Origin of the sequence: Streptomyces sp. NBC_00358 (genome assembly GCF_036099295.1) — a bacterium.
Classification (GTDB): domain Bacteria; phylum Actinomycetota; class Actinomycetes; order Streptomycetales; family Streptomycetaceae; genus Streptomyces.
Window position 1 is genome coordinate 6,463,409 of sequence record NZ_CP107976.1, and the last position, 17,202, is coordinate 6,480,610.

Genomic DNA, 17,202 nt, shown 5'->3' on the forward strand with positions numbered 1-17,202 from the left:
CGCCCCGGCCCCGGGCTCCGCATCCGCAGTCACGCGGCCCGTACGTCCGTGTGGTCCGCGGCACGTCCCCGCGGGCCGCGGCTCAGGCGCTGGTGGCCGGTTCCCGTGTCGCGGGTCGGCGTACGAGGTAGGCCGCGCCCGCTCCCGCGACGAACAGTGCCCCGAACGAGACGCCCGTCGCGAGCCAGGTGGCGCCCAGCCACTGGCCGCCGAAGTAGCCGAGGGCCACGCTGTAACCGGCCCAGGCCAGTCCGGCGAGGACGGACCAGGGCAGGAACTCGCGGACCCGGCGGTGCGCGGCGCCCGCGCCGAGCGAGACGACCGAGCGGCCCGCCGGGGCGAAACGGGCGACGACGACGAGCACGCCGCGGGCCCCGCCGCCACGGGCCAGGACCTCGCCGAGACGTTCCTGCGCCTTGGTCAGGCGGCGGGAGCGGGCGATGGCGCGATCCAGGCGGTCGCCGCCGCGCCAGGCGAGGCGGTACGCCACCAGGTCGCCGAGGACCGAGGCCGTGGCCGCGCAGAGGGTGAGCGCCGCGATGTCGGGCACGGCGTGCGGAACGGCACCGGTGGCGGAGCCGGCCGCGGCCGTCGCGGCCGTGATGACCAGGACGCCGCTCGGCAGTACCGGCAGGAACACATCAAGAAGGACGGACACGGCCACCGCCGCGTAGATCCATGGGCTGCCCGTCAGCGCCCCCACACTCTCCAGCACCCGAAACTCTCCCCTGAATCCCCCGTGAGCACGACCGAGCCGCGACTCCCGGGGGAGGGGCGGGGGACGGCCTGTGACAGCCATACAGCGTACGCCGCGGATGGGACAGAAGATCCTCGGGGGGCGCATGTGTCGGTCACGTCACGTTCCCGCGCCCGCACGCTCCGGTACCCGGCGGGGCGTCGATTTCCGCTGTGTGCGCCTATGTCCACCGTCCGCCATGGGCTCGGGCGGTGATCCGCGTGCCCGGCCCCGCCGTCGGGACGAGCGGCCCGGACGCGACGGCGCCCGCCTCCGTGGGGCGGGGGCGGGCGCTTTCGTGCGGGGGTCAGGCGGTGACGGGCCGCGCGGCCCGTTCCTCCTCGGAGGCGGGGGAGGTGCGGGCGAAGAGCCGCCGGTCGAGGGCGAGCGCGCCGGAGCCGGTGAAGACCAGCAGGAGCATGGTCCAGCAGAACAGCGCGGAGAGCTCGCCGCCGTTCTGGATCGGCCAGAGGGCCGCCGACTGGTGGACATCGAAGTAGGCGTACGCCATCGAGCCCGAGGCTATGAACGCGGCGGCGCGGGTGCCCAGGCCGAGGAGCACGAGCGCCCCGGCGACGAGCTGGATGACGGCCGCGTACCAGCCGGGCCAGGTGCCCGCGTCGATGGTGCCGCCGGCGGTGCCCATCGCGCCGCCGAGCACGCCGAAGAGCGAGGCGGCGCCGTGCGCGGCGAAGAGCAGGCCGACGACGATCCGGAACAGGGCGATGGCGTACGGCTGGGCGCTGTCGAGGCGTCCGGTCATGTGGGGGAACTCCTTCGGTCTGGTTCGGTCCGGGCGGGCCGGACCGTGGGACGGAACCGAGTGAGTCACCAAGGTTAGGTGCGCCTAATCTGTGCTTGCAAGTTCAACATTCAGCCATGGCCGGACTTCCGTTTCCGGTTCCGCTTCGGTCGTCGTCGCACGTGGAACGGCTCGCGCCACGGCGTCGGCGCTCGAAAGCGTGACCGAATGTCCTCGTCGGCCGGGCGATCGGTCCGTCGGCGGTCCGTCGCACTTCCGATTCCGGTAGCCGGACAGGCCTGGCCTGCCGGACCTCCGGCGGCTCTATTCCGGGGTGATCACGGAATCCCGCACCGTTGTCAGACGGGCGCCGCCCCTCGCGAGGTCACCGCCGCTGCTCCGGGTCTCCCGGGCCTGTTCAAGGCGCAGGGAGGCCGAACGGCCGCGCAGCGTCAGGGTCATCAGCTGATTGCCGAACCAGGGGCCGCCGGTCTTCCGCCAGTCGACCGCCGGGCGCCCGTAGCGGCCGTGCCGGGCGAAGAGGCCGCCGAGCAGCCGGGCCGGACGGCTCCAGCCGAAGCGGAAGCCGAGCCGTATCGCACGCGGGATGGAGTTGTGGACGGGGGAGCAGGTCAGCTGGAGAACCCGGGCGGTGGGCTGCTGGGCGGGGTCGGCCCAGACCGGATCGGCGACATAGGCGTGGTGCACGTCCCCCGACAGCACGCACACCGTCGCCGGCGCGTGTTCGCCCGTGCCGGCCTCGGCGATCAGCTCCGCCAGGTCCTCGAAGGACTCCGGGAACGCCGCCCAGTGCTCCAGATCGGCCCTGCGGCGCAACCGCTCGCCGAACCGCGCCCAGCGCTCTCCCCGTTCACCCCGGCACAGCGCGGCGTTCCAGGTCTCCGCGTGGTGGATCAGCGGGGGCAGCAGCCAGGGCAGGGACGTGCCGATCAGGAGATGGTCCCGGGCATCCGGCGCCTGCAGGGCCTGCTCGCGCAGCCAGGCCGCTTCCCCGGGGTCGAGCATCGCGCGGTGCTTCTCGTCCAGGACGCGGGCCGCGCGGGTGTCGAGCATCAGGACGCGGGTCCGGCCGAAGTCGCGGCGGTAGCTCCAGCGGACCGTGGCCGGGTCCGCGTCGGCCCGGGCCGCGAAGGCGCGCAGCACGTCCGTTCCGTCGGGGGTCTCGCGTACGGCGGCGTACAGGAGGTCCTCGGAGAGCTCGCCGGGGGAGAGGTTGCCCAGGTGCTGGTGGACCCAGTACGACATCAGCCCGCTCAGGATCCGCTCGCGCCACCACGGGGTCGCGCGGATGTCCTTGAGCCAGGCGGCGCTGGTGTTCCAGTCGTCGATGACGTCGTGGTCGTCGAAGATCATGCAACTGGGCACGGTGGACAGCAGCCAGCGGATCTCGGGGTCGAGCCAGGATTCGTAATAGAGCCGGGTGTACTCCTCGTAGTCCGCGACCTGGTGGCCCGGGGGATCGACCAGGCCGCGACGGGCGGCGATCCACGCGCGGGTCGTCCCGGAGACCTCGTCGGCGTACACCTGGTCGCCCAACAGCAGCAGCACGTCCGGGCGTTCGCCGTCCGGGGCGGAGGCGAGCCGGGCGGCGAGGGTGTCCAGGGCGTCGGGTCCGACCGGGTCCCTCTCGTCCGCGGGCGGTGCCGCCCAGCGGCAGGAACCGAAGGTGACGCGGACGGTGGCGTCGTCGCTCCCGGGCGTGCGGACGACCGAGGGGGGAAAGGGCGAGTCCGGCGGCGGCCACACGGCCGATCCGTCCAGCAGGATCTCGTACGCGGTGGCCGTGCCCGGTGTCAGCCCGCTCACCGGCACCAGCGCGTAGTGGTGGCCCGCGATCTGGAACGTACGGCCCGTTCCGCGGGCGCCGTCCGCGCAGCGCACCTCGGCGGTGCACGGGCGGCTCGCCTCGACCCAGAAGGTCGCCGACGAGCCGTCCACGTACCTCAGCAGCGGTCCCAGGCGCAGCTCCGCCATGATGATCCCCCTCCTCCGTCGCCCCGTACGGTACGGAACGACGGAGGCCGGTGGGGAGGTTCCGGAGACCGCGGGAACGCGGTGGGGGGAGCGGCTTCCGGAACTCTGGGGACCGGCGGTCGCCGGCCGGCGGCGCGGATGCGGTTCAGCAGCCGCTCAGGACCGAGCTCAGCTTGGACTTCTCCGCGGAGTCGACCTTGAGGTTGTAGTAGTACTTCACCTGGACCCAGGCTCGGACGTAGGTGCAGGCGTACGAGCTGAGCGAGGGCATCCACTCGGCCGGGTCCTTGTCGCCCTTGGACTGGTTCACGTTGTCCGTGACGGCGAGGAGCTGCGGCCGCGTCACGTCGTTGGCGAAGGCCTGGCGCTGGGCCGTGGTCCAGGCGCTGGCTCCGGAGTCCCAGGCCTCGGCGAGCGGTACGAGGTGGTCGATGTCGACGTCGGAGGCGGCGGTCCAGGTGGCGCCGTCGTAGACGGAGTACCAGCTTCCGCTGGTGGCCGCGCAGGCGGAGTCGGTGACGACGTTCGAGCCGTCCCGCTTGAGTATGTACTCACGGGTGTTGCAGGTACCGCTGATCGTGATCCAGGTGGGGAACAGGTCACGGGCGTAGCCGGTGCGGTTCTCCGTCGCGACGGTGAGGGAGGCCAGGTAGGTACGGGCGGTGGCCGCGCTGACCGGGGTGGGGAGGGCGGCGGAGGCGGTCGGGCCGTTGAAAACGCCGGCCATGGCTATCAGACCCGTGATGGCTGCGAGTATGCTCAGCCGTCGACGCGCGTAGACCTTTGGCATGCGAACTCCCTTGGGGTGTGGGGGCGTTGGAGCGAGCGAACGAATGCTCGCGGCGTCGTGTTGCCGGGAGGTAAGTGCGCGGTTAGAAGCTAGTGACGCGTACATGACATGACAAGGTTTATTGCAGAACTTTCGGCGCGGCGGGATTTTCCGGCGGGGCCGTCGGTGCGATGGGCCGTTTCGCGGGTCCCGTACGGTCCTCGGGGTCCACGCCCTCGCGGGGTCGTCTCGCGGCGCCCGTACCGCCTCGGGACCTTCGCCCCTGTGGGGCCGTCTCGCGGGTCGCGTACTATGAACGGCGCAGAAGGGGAGTAGCTCTTCGCCGGACCGTCGACATACTGCTCAGCTCGTCTGAGCCGGCGCCCGGAGGCAGACCTCGTTCACGAGGCCGGCCAGCGAGACCTTCGGCAAGCAGTGCACTTGCCCGTGCCGGGCTGTTCCGGCGTGGGTGCTTCTGCCCGCGCCTCCCGGTGTGGGCGCCGCTGTGTGCTGCCGTGCCGAGGTGTCGCGCAGTCACAGCACGCGCAGTCGCAACACTCTCGGCGGGGCAGCCCGACCGATTGAGGAATTTTGATCAGCTTCAGCGTGATGGCGCTCGTCTTCGGTGTCGTCTTCCTTGCCGAACTGCCCGACAAGACCGCCCTCGCCGGCCTCGTCCTCGGCACGCGCTACCGCGCCTCGTACGTCTTCGCCGGTGTCGCCGCCGCGTTCGCCGTCCATGTGGCGCTCGCCGTCGCGGCGGGCAGCGTGCTGACGCTGCTGCCGCAGCAGATCGTGCACGCGGTCACCGGTGTCCTGTTCCTCGGCGGGGCCGCGGTGCTGCTGATGAACAAGGGCGAGGACGAGGAGGAGATCCGCAAGCCGGAGAACCAGACCTTCTGGAAGGTCTCCGGGGCGGGCTTCATGCTCATTCTTGTCGCCGAGTTCGGCGACCTCACCCAGATCATGACGGCGAACCTCGCCGCGCGGTACGACGATCCCCTGTCGGTGGGGCTCGGTGCGGTGCTGGCGCTGTGGGCTGTCGCCGGGCTGGGGATCGTGGGCGGCAAGGCGCTGATGAAGCGGGTGCCGCTGGCGCTGATCACCAAGGTGGCGGCGGTTCTGATGCTGGGGTTGGGGGTCTGGAGCCTGTACGAGGCTGTGGCGGGCTGAGCGGGGGCGCTGCGCTCGCGGGGCCGGTGTGGCTTGTTTCCGCGGGTGCGTAGCCCTCCGGGCGTTCGGCGGGGGTGGTGCTTGGTGCGGGGTACGTGGCTGGCGCCTGGCGGCCGGCGCTTGGTGCCTGGTGCCAGGCACCTGGTGCGTGGCTGATGCGTTGTGGGTCGGGGCCGCGCCGGTACATCCGCCCGCATCCGAACGGATCCCACCGGCGTTTCGAGGTGGGCGTGGGTTCTGATCCGTCCGGCCTGCGGGCATTTGATGTACCGGCACGGCCCCTTCTGTACGTCGTCGTCTGCGGGCTGCGCTCGGGTGCGGGACGGCAGGGCGTTGCTGCGGGCTCGCGTGGCCGTTCGCTCGCTGGGGTGCTGGGGTGCTGGGGTGCTGGGGTGCTGGGGTGCTGGGGTGCGGCGCCGGGTCCGCCGGGCCGCTGTGGCGCTGTGTGGGCGTTGTGCCGGTGTGGGTGTGTCGCTGTACGGGTGGGGGGGCTGGTGTGGCGTTGCTGTGGGTGTTCGGTGGTGTGGTCCTCGGGATTCTCTTGTTGTGGGGAGGGGCAGGTCAGGGGCGGTGGCGCTGAGGGGGGATTGTTTTGTATTGTGTGGGAACAAAGTGGTTCCCGTTCGCACTCCCTGACCGGCGGGCGGGGCCGCCTTGTTTCTTGGAGAGGTTGTCGAACCTCCCTGCCTGCGCCTTGGAGCATGCCGATGACGACGGCCCCCACCGTTCTGACCGCCCGCGCCTTCCTTCTCGACATGGACGGCACCCTCGTCAACTCGGACGTCGTCGTCGAACGCTGCTGGCGCGGCTGGGCCGACCGGCACGGGCTGGACGGGGACGAGGTCATGAAGGTCGTCCACGGCAGGCAGGGCTACGCCTCGATGGCGGTGCTGCTGCCGGACCGGCCCATGGCGCAGAACCACGCGGACAACGCGCTGATGCTGGCCGAGGAGACCGCCGACATGGACGGTGTCGTAGCGATTCCGGGAGCGCCGGAGTTCCTCGCCTCCCTCGCCGGAGTGCCGCACGCGCTCGTCACCTCGGCGGACGTGGCGCTGTCCAGCGGGCGGATGGCCGCCGCCGGGCTCGGACTTCCCGATGTACGTGTCACCGCCGAGTCCGTCGGCGCCAGCAAGCCCGATCCCGAAGGATTCCTCAAGGGTGCTGCCGAGCTGGGGATCGCGCCCGAGGACTGTGTCGTCTTCGAGGACTCCGGGGCCGGGATCGCGGCGGGCCGGGCCGCCGGCATGAGGGTCGTCGGGGTCGGTCCTCGCGCGGGGTTCCACCGGCCGGACGCGCTCGTACGTGATCTGACCGAGGTGCGGGTCGAGGTTGTCGGGGACGGGACGGTTCGCCTTCACATCGGCTGAAGCCCGGCACCGGTCCCTCAGGGGAGGGTGAGGGGCGAGGGGGAGGCAAACGCCGGAGGGGCTGAGATTGAGCCCCCGGCCGGTGTCGAAGTGTGGACGGGTCGCCACGACGCACCCGCAGTCGGCCGCGCGCGGGAGGGGCCGTGCCGGTACATCAAATGCCCGCAGGCCGGACGGATCAGCACCCACGCCCACCTCGAAACGCCGGTGGGATCCGTTCGGATGCGGGCGGATGTACCGGCGGGGCCCCGACCCACCCACCGGACCCCACCCGCGAAACGCCAGGGGCGAGCTACGGCTCCGACGTCTCCGCTTCCAGGCTCTTCCGCGTGGCGGGGCCGTACACCCCGGCGGGGTCCCCCGTGATGCCCCGCGCCCACTGGTACCAGCGCACGGCGTCTTCGAGGTGACGGTCGAACTGGCCGTCGGCGTTGCGCATGTACATCCGTAGCTGGCTCAGCCGTAGCTGGAGCTCCGTCACCTCGGCCCCGCTGTCGCCGCGCTGCAGGGTGGGCCCGGTCGCCACGGCGGGGCCGCCGCCCGCGGAGTCCACGGATCCCGTGGCGGTCGTCGTCGGACTCGGCCGGGCGGCAGTCGGCGACGCCGTGGCGGACGAGGACGGGCTCGCCGACGTGTCCGATTCGGACGCCGAGGGCGACGGGCTCGTGCTCGGTGAGGAGGACGCGGACGCCGAGGTCGACGCCGTCGAGGACGCGCTCGCCGACGGGACCGCGGAGGCCGTGTCGGACAGCACGTCCGGCACGCTCGCCCTGACGTCCTTCGGCTGGGCGCCGTCCCGTGAGGGAGGGTCGTAGGAGAGCAGTCCGCTCGCGACCCCCGCCGCGGCCACCATCGTCACGACGACGCCGGTGACGGCGAGGACTCCGGTGCGCCGGCGACGGCGGGGCCGGTCGGAGGACGAGTCCACCCGTCCGGGCTCCTGGGAGCGCGAGCCCTCGTGGAAGAGGCGGACGTCGGTGGCGCGCGCGTCCGAGGGGAGCGCCTTCAGCTGCATGGTCGCGTCGGCCGGCAGCGGCGCCGACGGCATGGGCACTTCCGGTGGCAGGGGCATCGACCGCGGGGTCGGGGCCGCCGGTACGGGGGCGAGCCGCATGGTCGCGTCCGCCGGGATCGCGGCCAGCTGCATGGTGGAGGCGGCCGCGTCCTCTCCGGGTGCGGGGGGCATCGGCACTGCGCCGTCCGGCGGAACGCCGTCCATGGCGCCGGCCGCCACGCCGCCGGCCGGGTGCGCTCCATGGCCGTGGGCGCTCGGGGGAGCCGAGGCGCCCTCCGGTGCCCAGCCGCCCGCTTCGGGGGCCGCCCAGGGTTCTCCGGCCGTCGGGGCGGTGTGCCAGGGTCCCGCGGCCGTTCCGGCGGGGCCGTGGCCGTCGGCGCTCACGCCCGGCCCCCAGCCGCCTCCGGGATGCCCGGATTGCTCCGTACCCAGTTCCACGTAGGGCCGTATGCGCAGCGGCTCGAAGTCCTCCGCCGCCGCGGCCTGCGCCGTGCGCTGGTCGCGCAGGGCGTCGGACGCCCTGCGGGTGCAGGCGCAGGACGGGGTGCCGTCCTGCGCCCGGTGTGCGGCGCACTCGGGGCAGACATGCCCGGTCGGTTCAGTCACGAGTGGGTCCCTCCCCCCTGAAAACTCCAGTGATTATCCGGACGACCTTCATACAACCTTCAAGCAGCCCCCCGGAATCGCGGATTCCGGTCGCCTCGACAGGCCATAACCGGACACACCGCTCAGGATGGAGGTTGACCGGGACCCTCGGGGCTCAAGGAGGCCGCATGACCGGGGACGCGCACGGGTCGGACACGCCGTCGGGCCGGGGGCCGGAAGGGGCGGACGAGCCGACCGGTGGCGGCTCGGACGGGCCGTCCGGACCGCACGAGTCCGTGGAGACGAGCGAGTCCGCGGTACGGCGCCGCACCGCGGCGGCGACCGACGCCCGCGACTCGGTGCACGGCAGCGTGTTCGTGTCCATCGGCGCGCTGCTGCTCGGCATGCTGCTCGCCGCGCTGGACCAGACGATCGTGTCGACCGCGCTGCCGACCATCGTGAGCGACCTGGGCGGTCTGGAGCATCTGTCCTGGGTGGTCACGGCGTACCTGCTCGCCTCGACGGCGGCGACCCCGCTGTGGGGCAAACTCGGCGACCAGTACGGCCGCAAGAGGCTCTTCCAGACGGCGATCGTGATCTTCCTGATCGGATCGGCCCTGTGCGGCATGTCGCAGAACATGGGCGAGCTGATCGGCTTCCGGGCGTTGCAGGGACTCGGCGGCGGCGGGCTGATGGTGCTGTCGATGGCGATCGTCGGCGACCTCGTTCCGCCGCGTGAACGGGGCAAGTACCAGGGCCTGTTCGGCGCGGTGTTCGGCGCGACGAGTGTGCTCGGGCCGCTGCTCGGCGGACTGTTCACGGAGCATCTCAGCTGGCGCTGGGTCTTCTACATCAACCTTCCCGTCGGTGTCGTCGCGCTCGTGGTGATCGCGGCGGTCCTGCACATCCCGAGGAAGTCGGCCCGGCACGTCATCGACTATCTCGGTACGTTCCTGATCGCCGCGGTCGCCACCTGCCTGGTCCTGGTGGCCTCGCTCGGCGGCACCACCTGGGACTGGAACTCGCCGCAGATCATCGGCCTCGCGATCGTCGGCGTGGTCCTCGGTCTCACGTTCGTCGTGGTGGAGCGGCGCGCGGCCGAACCCGTCCTGCCGCTCAAGCTCTTCCGCGTCCACACCTTCACGCTGTCCGCGATCATCAGTTTCATCGTGGGCTTCGCGATGTTCGGCGCGATGACCTATCTGCCGACGTTCCTCCAGGTCGTGCAGGGTGTGTCGCCCACGATGTCCGGTGTGCACATGCTGCCGATGGTGTTCGGCCTGCTGCTGTCGTCCACGGTCTCCGGGCAGATCGTCAGCCGTACCGGCCGCTGGAAGGTGTTCCCGATCGCGGGCACCGGGATCACCGCCATCGGCCTGCTCCTGCTGCACCAACTGGACGAGAACAGCAGCACGGGCGAGATGAGCGTGTACTTCTTCGTCTTCGGCCTGGGTCTCGGCCTGGTCATGCAGGTCCTGGTCCTGATCGTGCAGAACGCGGTGTCGTACGAGGATCTGGGCGTCGCCACCTCCGGGGCCACCTTCTTCCGGTCCATCGGCGCCTCGTTCGGCGTCGCGATCTTCGGCACGGTCTTCGCGAGCCGCCTCGGCGACAACCTGACGAAGGCCCTGGGCGGGCAGCAACTGCCTTCGGGCATCACCACGGACTCGCTGAAGGCCGACCCGAAGGGGATCGGCCAACTGCCGGCCGATCTGCGGCCGCCCGTCCTGCACGCGTTCGCGACCTCGATCACCGACGTCTTCCTGTACGCCGCCCCGGTCGCCCTGCTGGGTTTCGTGCTGGCCTGGTTCCTGCGCGAGGACAAACTGCGCGGCTCGGTCACGGCCCCCGACGTCACGGAGACCCTGGCCAGCAACCCGGTCGAACGGTCCTCGTACGACGAGGTGTGCCGGGCGCTGTCCGTGCTCGGCACCCGGGAGGGGCGCCGGGAGATCTACGAGACGATCACCGCGCGCGCGGGCTACGACCTGCTGCCCGCGGCGAGCTGGCTGCTGCTGCGGATCAAGAAGTACGGGTGGGCGGAGCCGGCTCTCCTCGCCGAGGGCAGCGCCGTGCCCCTGCACATCGTCCTGGCGGCGGCCCGTCAGCTGGAGGAACGCCGGCTGGTCCGCCGCGAGGGCGTGGACCTGGTCCTGACCGACGAGGGCCGCGAGGCGGCCGGACACCTGTCCGGGGCCCGCGAGGAGTCCCTCGCCGAACTCCTCGGCGACTGGTGGACACCGGACCGGCCGACGAACCTCACCCAACTGGTCGAAGAGCTGAACGAGGAGATGTGCGGCTCCGACGCGGAACGCCCCCACGAGCGCACGCTGCTCGGCCGGCCCGAGGGAGAGATGGGCTGAGCGTCAGCCGGTCAGCTCCTTGCGGAACCAGTGCTCGGCGTAGGGCTCGGAATTGTGCGCCGAGGTCTCCTCGTAGCCGTGCCCGGCGTACAGCGCCCGCGCCTCGACGAGGTCGGCGCGGGTGTCGAGGACCAGCCACCGGGCTCCCAGCCGGCGAGCGGCCTCCTCGGCCGCCGCCAGCAGGAGGGAGGCGCCGCCCGTGCCCCGCAGATCCCCGCGGACGAAGACCCGGCTCAGTTCACCCGTCGTGGCGTCGAGCATCCGCACCCCGGCCGTGCCGGCCGGCTCGCCGCCGTACCGCGCGACGAGCAGCGCACCCGTCGGCGGCGCGAACTCGCGGCCCGTTCCCGCGGCGACCTCCCGCTCCAGTTCGCCGGGCTCCGTCGTACGCCCCTCGTGCAGCAGGTACCACCGGTCGCTGACCTCCGTGTAGTACGCCCGCCAGAGCGCGGCGGCGGCAGGGGAGTCGAAGGGTTCGGGAGCCACGCTCCAGGAAGCCGGCGTGCCGGAAGTCGATCGGTTCACGCCGGTCATTGTCGTGCGGTGCCGCCCCGGGCGCGCAACCGGATCAGGGCGGCGGAACGAGCCGCCGAACGGCTCGACGAGGAGCGGGCGTTGCCGGTCCTCGGGGCGCGCGGGGGACGGGGTGCCGGCGGGCGGGCGGCTCCCGGGTCGGGACGGTCGCGCCGCCGGGGGCCGTTTGAGGAGCGGCTTCCGGGCAACCCGGTCCAGGAACCGGCCCGTTGGGTCGAGAACCCCGGAAGGCACCCATGTCCACAGGCGTGATCATCGCTCTGATCGTCATTGTGGCGGCCGTTGCCGTTGTCGCGGCCGCCCTGACCCTCTTCGCCCGAAGGCCGCCGGGCGGGCGCACTCTGCGGCGGCGCTTCGGACCGGAGTACGACCGGACCGTCGCCCGGCACGACGGCGACACCCAGGCCGCCGAACGCGAGCTCACCGAACGGGTGAAGCGGCACGGCGAATTGCGCGAGCAGCCGCTCGAACCCGCGGCCAGGGAACGGTACTCGGCCGGCTGGACGGCCGCCCAGGAACACTTCGTCGACTCGCCCCAGGAAGCGGTGGCCGAGGCGGACCGACTGCTCGGCGAACTCGCCGGAGCCCGCGGGTTCCCCGACGAGGGCCGTTACGAGGAGCAGGTCTCCGCGCTCTCCGTCCACCACGGACACCACGTCCACGGCTACCGGCAGGTGCACCGCGCCGCGCTGGCCCGTACCGGCGGAGGCCAGAACGGCGGCGTCGACACCGAGCAGATGCGCGAGGCCATGCTGGAGGCCCGCGCCCTCTTCGACGACCTGCTGACCCCGACCCGCCAGGACAGCTCGCCCGGCCACGTGCGCGACACGGACGACGTGAGCGAGCCCCCGGTGGCCCGCCCGGAGCGCGCCAGGCGGTTCGGCATGACCAAGGACGCCCGGCGCACCGAGCCCGCGGAGACGGCAGCGGCGACGCGGACGGCGGACACGACGGACACGGCGGACACGACGGACGGCGTCGAGCGCGCACGGCTCGCACAGAGCACCGAGAGCGGCGGGCGCACCCAGCGCGTCGAGAACACCGAGAATTCCGAGAACTCCACCCCCGACACTCGCTCCCACTCGCCCTGGTCCTTCACCAGGCGCCAGGCGAAGGGGAGTTGAAGAAGGTGAGTGCCATGAAGTCAGACCAGGATCCTGAGCGCGACCCGTCCCGCGAGGCCGCGTCCCGCGAGGCCGCCGGCGTGAAAGGCCGTGTGACCCCGGTACCCGCCGAGCGCTCCCCGGACGACCGGGCGAGCGGGAACCGGGAGGAGACCGAGGAAGTGTCGCGCCGCGAGGCCCTGAAGGGCCAGGTCGATCCCGCGTCCGCCGAGCCCGCCCCGGGCGACCGGGCCGGGAACAGCGACGGCACGGCGGTCCGGCCCGCAGCCCCGGCCGTCACGACGGGCCTCGGAACGAAGGGTGTTGACGCCGACGAGGGCCCGGCCAGGGATGCCGCGCGCGGCGACCGTACGGGGCGTACCGGCGTCGGCGCCGCACCCCGCACGTCCGACGACCCCGGGCCGCGTCCCGTGCCCCGTCACACCGGAGGAGCGCCCGCCAAGAGCGATCCGACGGACGGCGAGCGCCGCGCGAACACGAACACGGGTACTGGTACTGGTACGGGTACCGAAGATACTGCCGGGCGGGACGGGTTGCTGCCGCTGGACGCGTACGACAAGTTCTCGCTGCGGATGCGGCACGCGGTCGGCGGGTTCGTCGACGGTCCGCAGGCCGCGGTGGAGGAGGCCGACCAGGTACTGGAAGAGCTCGCGGGCCGGTTCACGGAAGCCGTGACCCGTCGGCGGCGCGATCTGCGTACGTCCTGGCAGTCCGGTGGTGAGGGCAAGGCGAAGGACTCCGACACGGAGCAGCTCCGGCTCGCCCTGCGGGACTACCGCGAGATGACCGAGCGGCTCCTGCGGATCTGAGCCCGCTCGGACACCTCCCGAACGAGGTGATCGGACACCTTCCGTATGAGGTGAGGCCGCGTCCCGGACCATGCCCCGGGACGCGGCCTCACGGCGTGCGTGCGGCCTCACGCGCTTCGAGTCGCCGCACGGGCTTGTCGCGGGCTCCACACGGTGTCGTACGGGCCGTCGAGTCCGTGCGCGGTCGCGCGGTTCGTGCCGCGGAATCGGGCCGGACTCCGTCCGGCGTTCCCGTGGTTCCCCGCGGCCTCACGCGGCTCCGTTGCCTGTCTGCCCCTCGGGATGACCGCCGCCGACCCCCCGGGCCTCGCGCGCGGCGTGCCAGTCCCGCACGATCTTCTCCACGTCGTACGGCTTGAGCCCGAGGGGAGGCCCCGGCGGTGGCTTGAACATCATTTCGCGGATCTTGGCGTTGATGTCCTCGACGATCCGCCGCACCGTCCGCTCCGAGGGGGCCGCGGAGGCGGCCGCGAGGGCGTCCTCCGCCTCCTTGCGCAGGGCGAGCGAGGGCGGCAGGACCGACAGCCCCTCACGGGCCATCTTCCGTTTGATCCACCAGAGTTCGTCGTACGGGGTGTCGGTGATCTCCGGCAGCGGCTTGCCCGCCCCGGGGAGCTCCGTGAACTCGCCGCGGGCCTCCGCGTCGTGGATCTGTCTGTCGACCCAGGACTCGAAGCTGACGCCGGGTGGCTTGCGCTCGGTCATGCGTCCATTGTGCCGGACGTCACACAGCGAGGGGAAAGGTCGAATTATCATGCGGCGTCGGCGGGGCAACCACGTTCCCCGCCAGGACAATTGGACCAGCACCTCACGAAGGAGCGCGCGTGCTCGAACTCACCATGGCCTCGGTGTCCGGAGCGGACGCCGGTGCGACGGCCGGGATGCACATGGCCGACGCGCCGAGCGACCCCGGGGCCATGCTGCGGGTGGGCAGGGACCGGGCCGTGTGCCGTCTCTCGACCCCCGACGACTGGCTGTTCGTGTCCCGCGTCCACCTGGAGTTCCTGTGCGGCCCGGACGGCTCCTGGCAGGTCACCTGGCTTCGGGGCTCCCACGCGGAGCCGTCCTCCGAGGTCGTGCTCATCCTCGCGGGGCTGCCGTCCCAGCCGTTTCCGTACGGTGGGACGGCCAAGCTCCCGTCGGGAGGCTCCGGCGAGATCGTCATCCAGGACCGCACCGGCCCCCGCACCGTGAACGTGGGCTTCTATCACGAGGCCTAGACGTTTCGCCCCGTGAGGCCGGAGGCGGGGCAGGCGGGAGCCATGGGCCGACGGGCGCCGAGTCACCGGCGGCCGCACGACCGGGCGGCCGCCCGACCGGCGGGCGGGGCGGGTGATCAGGCCCGCACGCGTGCCAGCGCGAACCCGTCGTATCCCTTGCTGCCCACCGTCTGCACCGCCGTGCCTTCCAACTTCGGGTGCGAGGCGATCAGTTCGAGTGCCGCCCGGGTGCCCCGCACGCCCGGGTCGGTGCTCGCCCCGTCGGCGACCGCTCCGCCGCGGACGACGTTGTCGAGCACGATCACGCTGCCGGGCCGGGTGAGCCGGACCGCCCACTCGATGTAGTGGGCGTTGTTCACCTTGTCCGCGTCGACGAAGACGAAGTCGAACGGCTCGGGCCGCTCGTCGGCCAGCTTCGACAGCGACTCCAGGGCGGGGCCCACCCGCACCTCGGCGACCTTGTCGAGGCCGGCCCGTGCGAGGTTGGCGCGTGCTACCTCGGCGTGCCGGGGGTCGTACTCCAGGGTGATCAGCCGCCCGTCCGCGGGCAGGGCGCGGCCCAGCCAGATCGTGCTGTAGCCGCCGAGCGTGCCGATCTCCAGGATGCGGCGGGCGCCCTGGATCTCGGCGAGCAGCCGGAGCAGCTTGCCCTGGTTCGGCGCCACGTTGATCCGCGGCAGTCCGGCCGCGTCGCTGTCGCGCAGCGCGGCGGTCAGGATCTCGTCGGCGGGGGCCAGGAGGTTGGTGAAGTGGTCGTCGACGTCGTTCCAGAGCTGCGACTCGCTCATGCACCGGGCCTTTCATATGCCTAGTTAGATGCGCTAAGGACTTCCGGGGACGAACCTATCCGCCGACGCCCGCGCGTGCCAGCGCGATGCGCGCCGCGCGGGTCCGCGCCGGACCTGGCTTCCGGGCGGACCGCGCCAGGGCGCGGGGAACGCGCGACGTCAGCGGCGCGCGGGTTCCACGGCGGGCGCGGAACCCGGGAGCGGCCGGCCGGCGGACTCCGTCATGAACCAGACGGCCACGCCACCGATGACGGCCGCGGCCATCATGTAGTAGGCGGGCATCATCATGTTCCCGGTCGCGCCGACGAGGGCCGTGACCACCAGGGGGGTCGTGCCGCCGAAGAGCGAGACGGAGACGTTGAAGCCGATGGAGAGCGAGCCGTAGCGGACCCGCGTCGGGAAGAGGGCCGGGAGCGCGGCGGGCATCGCGGCGGTGAAGCAGACCAGCAGCAGGCCGAGGGCGCCCATGCCGAGCGCGACGGCGAGCAGACCGCCCTGGCGGATCAGCAGCAGCGCCGGGACGGACAGGGCGAGGAAGCCCGCGCAGCCCGCGGCGATGACCGGGCGGCGGCCGATCCGGTCGCTCAGGGCGCCCGCGAAGGGCTGCACGACCATCATCAGCGCCATCACGCCGAGGACCACGAGCAGACCGTGCGTCTCGTCGTACTTGAGCTCACTGGTCAGATAGCTCGGCATGTAGGACAGCAGCATGTAGTCGGTGACGTTGAAGACCAGCACCAGGCCCATGCACAGCAGCAGGGTGCGCCACTGGCCGGCGATCATCTCGCGCAGCGGCACCTTGGGGCGGTCGGCCTCCGCCTTCTCCAGCTCCGCGGCGAACGCCGGGGTCTCCTCCAGGCGCATCCGCAGGTAGAGGCCGATGATGCCCATCGGACCGGCGATCAGGAACGGGACGCGCCAGCCCCAGGAGAGCAGGTCGTCCGTGGAGAGCAGGGCGGTCATGAGGGTCACCAGACCCGCGCCGCCGATGTATCCGGCCAGCGTGCCGAACTCCAGCCAGCTCCCGAAGAAGCCGCGCCGCTTGTCCGGCGCGTACTCGGCGATGAAGGTCGAGGCCCCCGCGTACTCGCCGCCGGTGGAGAAGCCCTGCACCAGCCGGGCCGCGAGCAGCAGGATCGGAGCGCCGACCCCGATCGTGGCGTACGACGGGATCAGGCCGATCGCGAAGGTGCCCGCCGCCATCATGATCATGGTGATCGCGAGGACCTTCTGGCGGCCGATCCGGTCGCCGAGCGGGCCGAAGACCATGCCGCCGAGCGGGCGGACGAGGAAGGCCGCGGCGAAGGCGCCGAAGGTCGAGAGCAGTTGGGCGGTCGGATTGCCCGAGGGGAAGAAGACCTTCCCCAGGGTCACCGCGATGTAGCTGTAGACACCGAAGTCGAACCATTCCATCGCGTTGCCGAGCGCCGCCGCCTTCACGGCGCGCCGGACGAGCGCGGGGTCGATGACGGTGGCCTCCTGCGGGGCCGCCGGGCGGGCGGGGGCCGGGACGGGTGCGGCCGGGGCTGTCGGGATCGCGGTCGGGGTCGGGGTCGGCAAGGGCCTTCCTCTCGTCGGGGACAGGGACGGGTCCGCCCGGAAGCGGACCGGTGGCCCGCCCGGAGGCGGACCTGGCTCGCCCGGAGGCGGACCTGGCTCGCCCGGAGGCGGACCTGGCTCGCCGGGGCGGGCCGAAAAGCGACCTTAGGACGGTTCGTCCCCGTCACGTGTGGTGTGCGGGCGGCGGCACAGCGCACATAAAGGCGGCGTACGCAGGCGTGACGGAGTGGCCCGGACCCTCGTTCCGGAGGGGTGTCTGTGATCCATGTCGCGAGGCCGGAAGGGAACCGGACCCTTCCCGGACTATCGTCATTCGGACAAAACGGAGGCGGACGTCAGGTGAAGCGGGGGTTTCCCGCGTCCCTCGACGGGGTGGTGTGCGCCCCATAGGGTCCTGATATGGACTGACGTATGGGATG

At 72.2% G+C, this 17,202-nt stretch carries 14 protein-coding genes and 1 pseudogene; 6 read left to right on the forward strand and 9 right to left on the reverse strand.

The features are described 5' to 3' along the window. Positions 1-82 precede the first annotated feature (82 nt). The 4 genes from OHT01_RS27495 to OHT01_RS27510 all read right to left on the reverse strand — a co-directional run bounded on the left by OHT01_RS27495 (position 83) and on the right by OHT01_RS27510 (position 4,263). Positions 83-715, reverse strand: coding sequence for a DedA family protein (locus OHT01_RS27495; protein WP_328555784.1), 633 nt, complete (start codon positions 713-715; stop codon positions 83-85). Between the two features lie 328 nt (positions 716-1,043). After that, the gene (locus OHT01_RS27500; RefSeq protein ID WP_328555785.1) at positions 1,044-1,499 is read right to left on the reverse strand and encodes a DoxX family protein; all 456 of its coding nucleotides are present in this window, start codon (positions 1,497-1,499) and stop codon (positions 1,044-1,046) included. A gap of 303 nt (positions 1,500-1,802) precedes the next feature. Next, on the reverse strand, positions 1,803-3,473 hold the full coding sequence (locus OHT01_RS27505) for an alkaline phosphatase D family protein (protein WP_328555786.1): 1,671 nt from the start codon (positions 3,471-3,473) through the stop codon (positions 1,803-1,805). A 145-nt stretch (positions 3,474-3,618) separates the two neighbouring features. Further along, positions 3,619-4,263: an HNH endonuclease family protein gene (locus OHT01_RS27510; RefSeq protein WP_328555787.1), complete on the reverse strand. Its 645-nt coding sequence runs from the start codon at positions 4,261-4,263 to the stop codon at positions 3,619-3,621. Between the two features lie 570 nt (positions 4,264-4,833). Between OHT01_RS27510 and OHT01_RS27515 the strand changes: the two genes are divergently transcribed. Both OHT01_RS27515 and OHT01_RS27520 read left to right on the forward strand, forming a co-directional pair. Further along, positions 4,834-5,415: a TMEM165/GDT1 family protein gene (locus OHT01_RS27515; RefSeq protein WP_328555788.1), complete on the forward strand. Its 582-nt coding sequence runs from the start codon at positions 4,834-4,836 to the stop codon at positions 5,413-5,415. A gap of 701 nt (positions 5,416-6,116) precedes the next feature. Then, the gene (locus OHT01_RS27520; RefSeq protein WP_405917247.1) at positions 6,117-6,785 is read left to right on the forward strand and encodes an HAD-IA family hydrolase; all 669 of its coding nucleotides are present in this window, start codon (positions 6,117-6,119) and stop codon (positions 6,783-6,785) included. A 292-nt stretch (positions 6,786-7,077) separates the two neighbouring features. Here OHT01_RS27520 and OHT01_RS27525 read toward each other — a convergent pair whose 3' ends face one another. Then, the gene (locus OHT01_RS27525) at positions 7,078-8,406 is read right to left on the reverse strand and encodes a peptidoglycan-binding protein (RefSeq protein WP_328555790.1); all 1,329 of its coding nucleotides are present in this window, start codon (positions 8,404-8,406) and stop codon (positions 7,078-7,080) included. 167 nt (positions 8,407-8,573) lie between these two features. On the opposite strand from OHT01_RS27525, the gene OHT01_RS27530 reads away from it, so the two are divergent. Then, complete coding sequence (locus tag OHT01_RS27530) at positions 8,574-10,748, forward strand: MDR family MFS transporter (RefSeq protein WP_328555791.1); 2,175 nt, start codon at positions 8,574-8,576, stop codon at positions 10,746-10,748. Between the two features lie 3 nt (positions 10,749-10,751). On the opposite strand, the gene OHT01_RS27535 is transcribed toward OHT01_RS27530, so the two are convergent. Beyond that, on the reverse strand, positions 10,752-11,282 hold the full coding sequence (locus OHT01_RS27535; protein WP_405917249.1) for a GNAT family N-acetyltransferase: 531 nt from the start codon (positions 11,280-11,282) through the stop codon (positions 10,752-10,754). Between the two features lie 236 nt (positions 11,283-11,518). Between OHT01_RS27535 and OHT01_RS27540 the strand changes: the two are divergent. Then, positions 11,519-12,085 (forward strand): annotated as a pseudogene (locus tag OHT01_RS27540) (hypothetical protein); the annotation flags it as partial. A gap of 335 nt (positions 12,086-12,420) precedes the next feature. After that, the gene (locus tag OHT01_RS27545) at positions 12,421-13,215 is read left to right on the forward strand and encodes a hypothetical protein (protein WP_328555793.1); all 795 of its coding nucleotides are present in this window, start codon (positions 12,421-12,423) and stop codon (positions 13,213-13,215) included. Positions 13,216-13,464: 249 nt separating this feature from the next. Here the strand turns inward: OHT01_RS27545 and OHT01_RS27550 are convergent, their stop codons facing one another. Next, positions 13,465-13,920: a J-domain-containing protein gene (locus OHT01_RS27550; protein ID WP_328555794.1), complete on the reverse strand. Its 456-nt coding sequence runs from the start codon at positions 13,918-13,920 to the stop codon at positions 13,465-13,467. Between the two features lie 119 nt (positions 13,921-14,039). Here OHT01_RS27550 and OHT01_RS27555 point away from each other — a divergent pair, with 119 nt between their 5' ends. Next, on the forward strand, positions 14,040-14,435 hold the full coding sequence (locus OHT01_RS27555) for a hypothetical protein (protein ID WP_328555795.1): 396 nt from the start codon (positions 14,040-14,042) through the stop codon (positions 14,433-14,435). Positions 14,436-14,551: 116 nt separating this feature from the next. On the opposite strand, the gene OHT01_RS27560 is transcribed toward OHT01_RS27555, so the two are convergent. Both OHT01_RS27560 and proP read right to left on the reverse strand, forming a co-directional pair. After that, a complete protein-coding gene (locus OHT01_RS27560; RefSeq protein WP_328555796.1) occupies positions 14,552-15,223 on the reverse strand; it encodes an O-methyltransferase in 672 nt (223 codons plus the stop codon). A gap of 159 nt (positions 15,224-15,382) precedes the next feature. After that, complete coding sequence (gene proP, locus OHT01_RS27565; RefSeq protein WP_405918522.1) at positions 15,383-16,759, reverse strand: glycine betaine/L-proline transporter ProP; 1,377 nt, start codon at positions 16,757-16,759, stop codon at positions 15,383-15,385. Positions 16,760-17,202: the final 443 nt, after the last annotated feature.